The 7,060-nt window shown below is 45.7% G+C and carries 7 protein-coding genes; 2 read left to right on the forward strand and 5 right to left on the reverse strand.

The features are described from left to right. Nucleotides 1-85: 85 nt before the first annotated feature. From ABWY16_RS19840 to ABWY16_RS19855, 4 genes are all read right to left on the reverse strand, one after another. The gene (locus tag ABWY16_RS19840; RefSeq protein WP_353906407.1) at nucleotides 86-1,306 is read right to left on the reverse strand and encodes an ABC transporter permease; all 1,221 of its coding nucleotides are present in this window, start codon (nucleotides 1,304-1,306) and stop codon (nucleotides 86-88) included. A gap of 134 nt (nucleotides 1,307-1,440) precedes the next feature. Next, nucleotides 1,441-2,187, reverse strand: coding sequence for an ABC transporter ATP-binding protein (locus ABWY16_RS19845; protein WP_353906408.1), 747 nt, complete (start codon nucleotides 2,185-2,187; stop codon nucleotides 1,441-1,443). Next, complete coding sequence (locus ABWY16_RS19850) at nucleotides 2,184-3,458, reverse strand: efflux RND transporter periplasmic adaptor subunit (protein ID WP_353906409.1); 1,275 nt, start codon at nucleotides 3,456-3,458, stop codon at nucleotides 2,184-2,186. Before ABWY16_RS19850 ends, ABWY16_RS19845 begins: the two co-directional genes overlap by 4 nt. 3 nt (nucleotides 3,459-3,461) lie before the next feature. Beyond that, nucleotides 3,462-4,796, reverse strand: a complete 1,335-nt coding sequence (locus ABWY16_RS19855; protein ID WP_353906410.1) for a TolC family protein — start codon at nucleotides 4,794-4,796, stop codon at nucleotides 3,462-3,464. Between the two features lie 205 nt (nucleotides 4,797-5,001). Here ABWY16_RS19855 and ABWY16_RS19860 point away from each other — a divergent pair, with 205 nt between their 5' ends. Both ABWY16_RS19860 and ABWY16_RS19865 read left to right on the forward strand, forming a co-directional pair. Beyond that, entirely contained in the window at nucleotides 5,002-6,093 is a 1,092-nt protein-coding gene (locus ABWY16_RS19860) for a sensor histidine kinase (RefSeq protein WP_353906411.1), read from the forward strand. Beyond that, the gene (locus tag ABWY16_RS19865) at nucleotides 6,068-6,811 is read left to right on the forward strand and encodes a LytR/AlgR family response regulator transcription factor (protein ID WP_353906412.1); all 744 of its coding nucleotides are present in this window, start codon (nucleotides 6,068-6,070) and stop codon (nucleotides 6,809-6,811) included. Before ABWY16_RS19860 ends, ABWY16_RS19865 begins: the two co-directional genes overlap by 26 nt. A 4-nt stretch (nucleotides 6,812-6,815) precedes the next feature. Here ABWY16_RS19865 and ABWY16_RS19870 read toward each other — a convergent pair. Beyond that, nucleotides 6,816-7,060 (reverse strand): hypothetical protein (locus tag ABWY16_RS19870; RefSeq protein ID WP_353906413.1); only part of this gene is annotated, 245 nt, incomplete at its 5' end.

Below are 7,060 nucleotides of genomic sequence, written 5' to 3' on the forward strand. Positions count from 1 at the left end.
TTAAGAGGCGAATGTGGCAGCTGATGAAAAACTTTAACGGCCCGGCTCATGGGAACCGGACCGTAGGTATTAGAAATGAGAATCTTTATTCGTACCTCAAGGCTTCAATAGGATCAAGCCCCGAAGCCTTCAATGCGGGATAATAGCCGAAAAATATACCGGTAACGGCACAAACCAGGAATGATATTACAATCGAAGATTCAGAAATTACAGTTGGCCAGTTCAGCATCGCAGGGATAATAATCGCTGCAGAAATTCCCAGTACCACACCAATCACTCCGCCGGTAACGCTGATCATCACAGCTTCAATCAGAAACTGAAGCAGGATATCAATACCGCGGGCGCCGATAGACATCCTTAAGCCAATCTCACGCGTTCTTTCGGTCACAGAAACATACATGATATTCATAATCCCGATCCCGCCAATCACCAGTGAAATACTCGCTACGGCAGTCAGCAGGGCGGTCATCATGCTGCTCGTCGAATTCAGCATTGTCATCAGCTCTGCCTGTGTCCTGATCTGGAAATCATTTTGCTCTCCTTCCCTTATTTTATGTGTTACTTTCAGTGCAGCAGTAGATTCATCAACGGCTGCGTCAGAGTCATCTTCTTTCGTTGCGGATGCATAGATCTGATTGAAATAGATTGAGGATAATACCCTCTTCTGAACAGTTGTGTAGGGAGCAATGATAATATCGTCCTGATCCTGTCCAAAATTACTTGTTCCTTTCGGGGTTAGCACACCGATCACCTGCAGGGGGATCTTTCCAAAGCGGATAACTTTACCTAAAGGGCTTTCGCCACCAGGAAATAAGTTGTCCACAACCGTTTTACCCAGCAGACAAACCTTCGCAGAAGACTTCACGTCCTGATCAGAGAAAATAATTCCGTCCTTTACAGTTAGTTTACGGATCTCCAGGTATTCAGGGCTTACACCCTGTATAGTAGTTGGCCAGTTGGCCCCGGCATTGATCGACTGTCCGGAGGATGAAGCCAGCGGAGAGATCATTGCGATATGTGGCGCATTCTTTCTCAGTGCATCCACATCTTTAATGGTCAGCGTTTTAAAACTGCTTCCCATGATCCTGGCGCCCCCTGGTTCATTACTTTGCGGCATGATCGTAATCATGTTGGATCCCATGCTCGATAAGGAGTTGTTGATACTTTGCTTGGAGCCTTCCCCGATAGACATCATCGTGATCACCGAAGCCACCCCTATAATGATGCCCAGCATCGTCAGCAATGCCCGGAGTTTGTTCCGCTGCAGTGCTTTGATTGCCAGAAGTATAAGATTAATGATTTTCATAATAATGTATTCATTAGATTATAATTGTCATGAGCTGCATCCTATTATTGATAACAGATGCAGGTATTTTTTTATGAAATTGTTTAGCGGCCAAACAGTTTGCAGAGCGAAAAAGCAAACTCATGCAGCTTATTTTAATAATCGTCTGATTCCGGCAATGATGCCAATGCCTCTTTTGCAGAACGGCGGTTCACATTTTCTGTATCTTTCTGCACCTTGCCATCGCGCAGCATCACTGTCCGTGTACTGAATCCTGCAATGTCAGGCTCATGCGTTACAAATACAATCGTCTTGCCATTCGCATTCAGGTCCTGCATCAGCGCCATAATCTCATACGAAGTACGCGTGTCCAGGTTACCTGTAGCCTCATCGGCAAGGATCATCACCGGCTCGTTCACCAGCGCCCGGGCGATCGCAACACGCTGTTGCTGACCGCCGGACAACTGATTTGGTGTGTGGTCAAATCGTCCATCCAATTTGACCGCCTGTAATGCCGCAATAGCTCGGTCCCTGCGTTCCTGCGAACTGATCAGGGGATTGTATAATAATGGCAGTTCTACGTTTTCCAACGCTGTTGTACGTGGAAGAAGGTTATATGCCTGGAAGACAAAGCCAATCTTTGTATTCCTCAGCTTCGCCAGTTCATCTTTAGACAGTTCCTTCACATTTACATTATCCAGCATGTAAGTGCCTTCAGTAGGTTTGTCCAGACAGCCCAGCATATTCAGCAGGGTAGTCTTGCCCGAACCACTGCTTCCCATGATGGTTACAAACTCTCCGGCATTCACATCAAACGATACCCCTTTCAAAGCGCGGACCGTTTCGGTGCCCATGATAAATTCACGTTTAACATCTTTTATTTCAAGGATCTTGCTGCTCATCGTCTGTTTCCTCCACCTGGTCTCTTCGGCATAAAAGGGCTGGATGCTGCTCCCGCCGGAGCACCTTTGGCGGTCTGCTCAGAACCTGAGGCAATCACATCACCTGAAGTCAACCCTTCCAGTACCTGCACGTGTGTATTGTCGTTCAGCCCGGTTTTAATCTGTTTCTGCACCAGTTTCTTGCCCTGAACCAGCCATACGAAACTCGGTTCGTTCTTCACTACCTCTGTTTTCTCGCCGCTGGCAGCAGTCACTGTTTTTTTCTGGTCCGATCCTGATCTTGCACCTGTTTTCATGCCTGATTTTTTATCACCCAAACCTTTGATCGGAACAATTTCATATTCCTTGCCCAGGGTAGAATCCGGACGGAATTTCAGGGCCTTCGCCGAGATCAGTAGAGCATCTTTAACCTCTTTTGTGTATATTATAATACTGGCCGTCATTCCCGGCTTCAGCTTCTTATCGTCATTCGGTGCGTCAATGATCGTAGTGTATGTCACCACATTCGACGATATTGCCGGCTGCAAACGTATTTCTTTTACGGTACCATTAAAAGTATCATCTATAAATGCATCCACTGTAAAAGTAGAACGCTGTCCTTTTACCACGTTACCTATATCGGCCTCATCTACTTTTGCTTCCACCTGCATTTTGGTGATGTCCTTTGCAATGGTAAACAGTGTTGGCGTACTGAAACTTGCCGCTACTGTCTGGCCGATACTTACGCTTCTGCCCAGTACCACACCATCGATAGGCGAGTAGATCTTAGTGAAGGAAAGGTTTCTTTCTGCTGATCTTAACTGTGCTTTGGTATTGTTTACATTGGCCTTCGCTACCTGGTACGTATTTTTTGCCAGGTCATATTCGGCCTTGCTGATCGCATCAGTTTTGTAAAGCAACTCCTGACGTTTGAAATTAGCTTCCTGATAGATCACATTACTTTGCGACTGCGCAAGACTTGCTTTGGCCTGGTCTACAGTAGCCTGAAGCAGTATAGGATCCAGTTCAGCCAGCAGCTGTCCTTTTTTTACCGTTGAGTTGAAATCTGCATACATTGCAGACAACGTTCCTGAAACCTGCGTACCTACAGTTACCGTATCTACCGGTTGTATTGTACCTGTAGCAGTTACACTTGTAGAGATCGCACCAGTTTCCGGTTTTTCAGTAGTTACCGTTGCAGGCTGTTCCTTGTTCCGCATGAAGAAATACCATATCAGGCCCAGCACGACCACGATAGTAACAATAATCAAGATAATTTTTTTAGGCTTCATGTTTTATAATTTAATAGGTACTCCAAGGTAAAACTCATAAATTCTCACTGCCAGGGCAGCATTGTATTTTGCTTGTATAAAGCTTTGCAGCGACTGCACGTAAAGGTTTCTCTGCTGATAAAAATCGTAGATGTTCGCCGTTCCGATCCTTAGTTCCTCATTCGAAATCCGGTACAGCTCCTTATTGTAAACCAGGTTTTCGGAGGCCGAAGTGAACTGCGTCTTTGCATTCTGCACCGTGATAAAGGCTTGTTCAGTAGTCAGGGATAGTGTGGTCTTTGCATTCTCCAGGGTATTTCTCGTCTGGTCTATTGCAATCCTCGCTTTTGCCACATTGGTCTTGTTCTGTCTCTTCGTAAAGATTGGTACAGATAAGGTCAGACCCGCCTGCTGATAAAAGTTGTTATCAAACTGTCTGAAAGTATTGTAGGTAGGATCTTTTGCAAAGCTTGTTCCTATGCCAGCGCCCAGGCTAAGGGTAGGCAGGTAACCTGATTTAGCTTTTGTCAGGTCAAGATCGGCAATGCGTACCGCAAGTTCGGCACCTTTGATTTCGGGGCGGTTTTCCAGTGCGTACTTTTGTACCGTTGGCAGGTCTGGCACCGCAGCATCCGAGATCACCGTATCCGGTTTTACCACATCAAATTCTGGTGTCTGTCCTAGCTGCAGCAGTTGTTTCAGCGTAATCTTGTCCTGGCGTTCCGCATTTTCAGCAGCCGTCAGGTTGTAGCGGTCAGTCGCCAGCTGGGCCTCAAACTGGATCACTACCTTTTTTGCAACGGTTCCTGCATCAAATCTGCGTTTCGCCTGTGCAAGCTGCGCAATCGAAGTTTTAACCAGGTCTTTGTTATAAATGATACTTTCCTTGTCCACCAGGATATTCAGATATGCCTGGGTAATCTGTAAGGTAATATCATTTTCACTTACCAGCACATTAAAATTTGCCGATTGTACCGAAAGATCTTTTTGTTTGATATCTGTTTTCAGGTATCCGCCCTGGTAAAGCGTCCAGGCAGAACTTATGCCGTATGATCCGGAAGAGTTGATTGCCGAGGTTGTACCGTTGGTATTCCGGTTGTAGTGGTTATACGACAGGGATCCTGATCCGTACAGGTCCGGCAGCAAAGCCGATTTCGCCAGCAGTTTATCCTGCTCTGCACTTTTCGTGTCCAGCCGCAGGTTCTTCAGCGTGATGTTATTGGTCTTTGCATACTCCAGGCAGGTAGCCAGGTCCCAGACCGGCGGCAGGGATTTTCCTGTGCTGTCCTGGCTAAAACCCCTTAAAGAGGAGCAGCCCAGAAAGAGCAGGAGCATACTTTTAATGGTTAGCTTTAACATATAGTGTGTTTAAAAATCCTTTGTATTTCTCAAAATAGCTGTGTTTAATGCTCAAATCAACAGTTCTTTAAGGGTTTAAAAAAACACAATAGACCGGCCCCGGAAATATAACGACGGGCAACAAAAAGCAACCGACGTAAATATTTGGACATTGAAGAGCGTGTTGATTACCTTGCATGCAGTTATCATGCCTAAATTGGAAAACATGAATCCAGTAAAAAACAGAGCTTACATCACCATATTGCTGCACCTGCTGGTCTGGATGCTTTTTGCATTCATCCTGCTCTTTTACCAGCCTATGAGCTGGAATATATCCCTGCCTTACCAGTTCTGGATCAAACAGAGCGGCGTGCTGATCATGCTCGTTGCAGTGTTTTATCTGAACAGTAATATCTTTGTTCCGCAGTTGCTGATGAAGAACAATAACCTTGGCTTTATCCTGGTGATCCTGGCTATTATCATTGCCATCAGCCCTGTGGTGAATTTGCTGGATGATTCCCTGCGTCTTCCTGAACTGCTGGAAAAGGCCTTCAATGCCGGGGGGATAGTGAGGCCATTCAGAAAAAAAGACCGTCTGGACATTTTCCAGATCATGATGACCCTGATGATTGTAGGGATCAGCACCAGTGTTACGCTAATCCAGAAATGGCAGGCCGATAAACAACTGCGCGAGGAACTTGACAAAGAGAGGATCGGCTCGGAACTTTCCTTTCTCAAAGCACAGATTAACCCACATTTTTTCTTCAACACCCTCAACAACATCTATGCACTTACACATGTGGATGTAGAGAATTCCAGAAGGGCGCTGCATAAATTGTCCAGAATGATGCGCTATCTGCTCTACGATACTCAGGCGGGGATTACACCACTCAGCAAGGAAGTATCATTCATCGTGGATTACCTTGAGCTGATGAAACTGCGTTTAAACGATACTACCAAAGTCTCCTTTGAGGGGCCCCTGGTGGGACAGGATATCAATATTGCACCTATGCTTTTCCTGCCTTATATCGAGAACGCCTTTAAACATGGGGTAAGTTCTGTAGAGCCATCGGTTATCCGCATTGAGCTGAGCCTCGAGGCCAAGGTGCTGGAGCTGAAAGTTGTCAATACGATCTTTAATGAAAATGCCGAGATTGTAGACAGTTATGGTGGCATTGGCCTTAGCAATACCAAAAGACGTCTGGATTTGTTATATCCTGACAAACATACTTTTTCGGCCATGAAGGTCGAGGAAAGCAATGAATTTGTTGTTCATTTAACTTTAGTAATCGATGATCCTGAATTGTATAGCCGTTGATGATGAGCCACTGGCCCTGGGTCTGGTTTGTAGTTTTATAGAGAGTACCCCCTTCCTTCATCTTGCGGGGAGTTTCTCCAGCGGGGTAAAAGCGCTGGAAATGATCCACGGTCAGCAGATCGACCTGATTTTTCTGGACATCCAGATGCCTGATCTTACGGGGCTGCAGCTGGCGCGGATACTTGACCGCCAGCCGGGAAGTGCCGGGCCAAGGGTGATTTTTACTACTGCCTTTAATAATTTCGCACTGGAAGGATATAAGGTGGATGCGCTGGATTACCTGCTTAAGCCTTTCAACTATGAAGAGTTCCTCACCGCTGCCAATAAAGCTATGGCATATGCCGAGTTAATAAAACCTGCTCCTGCGCCGCCAGCGGCTGTTGCACCTGCTGAGGAAGACGACTATATTTTTCTGAAGGTGGAGTACCAGCTGGTGCGCATTGCAACCCGTGATATCTTGTATATTGAGGGACTGAAGGATTATGCAAAAGTATATCTCGAAAGCACCCCCAAGCCTGTATTGTCGCTGATTACGTTAAAGGCCCTTGAACAGAAGTTATCCCAAAAGTCTTTTATGCGGGTTCACCGCTCTTATATCGTATCACTGGATAAGGTGAATTCAGTTACCAAGAACAGCCTTAATATCGGAGAGCTTACCATCACAGTAGGGGAGCAGTACAAGGAGCCTTTTGGTGCTTATCTGAGTAAGTGGATGTAACCAGTTAATGGATAAACCCGCCCCAGATATACCCATCGAATAGTTTGGCCGGGTTTCTTCCAATCACATTGCAATCTTCTATACTGAGATTTTTTGCAAGTGCCATCAGGTTTTTGAGATCACTTTCTGTAGCTGTTTCCTTTACTTCGTAACAAGCCTCTTTGTTAAGGATAAAATCAATCTCTTTACCAGATTTGAGTTGATAATAAGCTATAGATCCCTTGACTTGTAATTGGTTGAAAACTGCAT

It is taken from the genome of Pedobacter sp. (assembly GCF_040513095.1).
In the GTDB taxonomy this organism is placed as follows: domain Bacteria; phylum Bacteroidota; class Bacteroidia; order Sphingobacteriales; family Sphingobacteriaceae; genus Pedobacter.

Coding starts and splice junctions, on each gene's coding strand:
- ABWY16_RS19840 (WP_353906407.1), bottom strand. CDS start 1,306: ATGAAAATCATTAATCTTATACTTCTGGCAATCAAAGCACTGCAGCGG.
- ABWY16_RS19845 (WP_353906408.1), bottom strand. CDS start 2,187: ATGAGCAGCAAGATCCTTGAAATAAAAGATGTTAAACGTGAATTTATC.
- ABWY16_RS19850 (WP_353906409.1), bottom strand. CDS start 3,458: ATGAAGCCTAAAAAAATTATCTTGATTATTGTTACTATCGTGGTCGTG.
- ABWY16_RS19855 (WP_353906410.1), bottom strand. CDS start 4,796: ATGTTAAAGCTAACCATTAAAAGTATGCTCCTGCTCTTTCTGGGCTGC.
- ABWY16_RS19860 (WP_353906411.1), top strand. CDS start 5,002: ATGAATCCAGTAAAAAACAGAGCTTACATCACCATATTGCTGCACCTG.
- ABWY16_RS19865 (WP_353906412.1), top strand. CDS start 6,068: ATGATCCTGAATTGTATAGCCGTTGATGATGAGCCACTGGCCCTGGGT.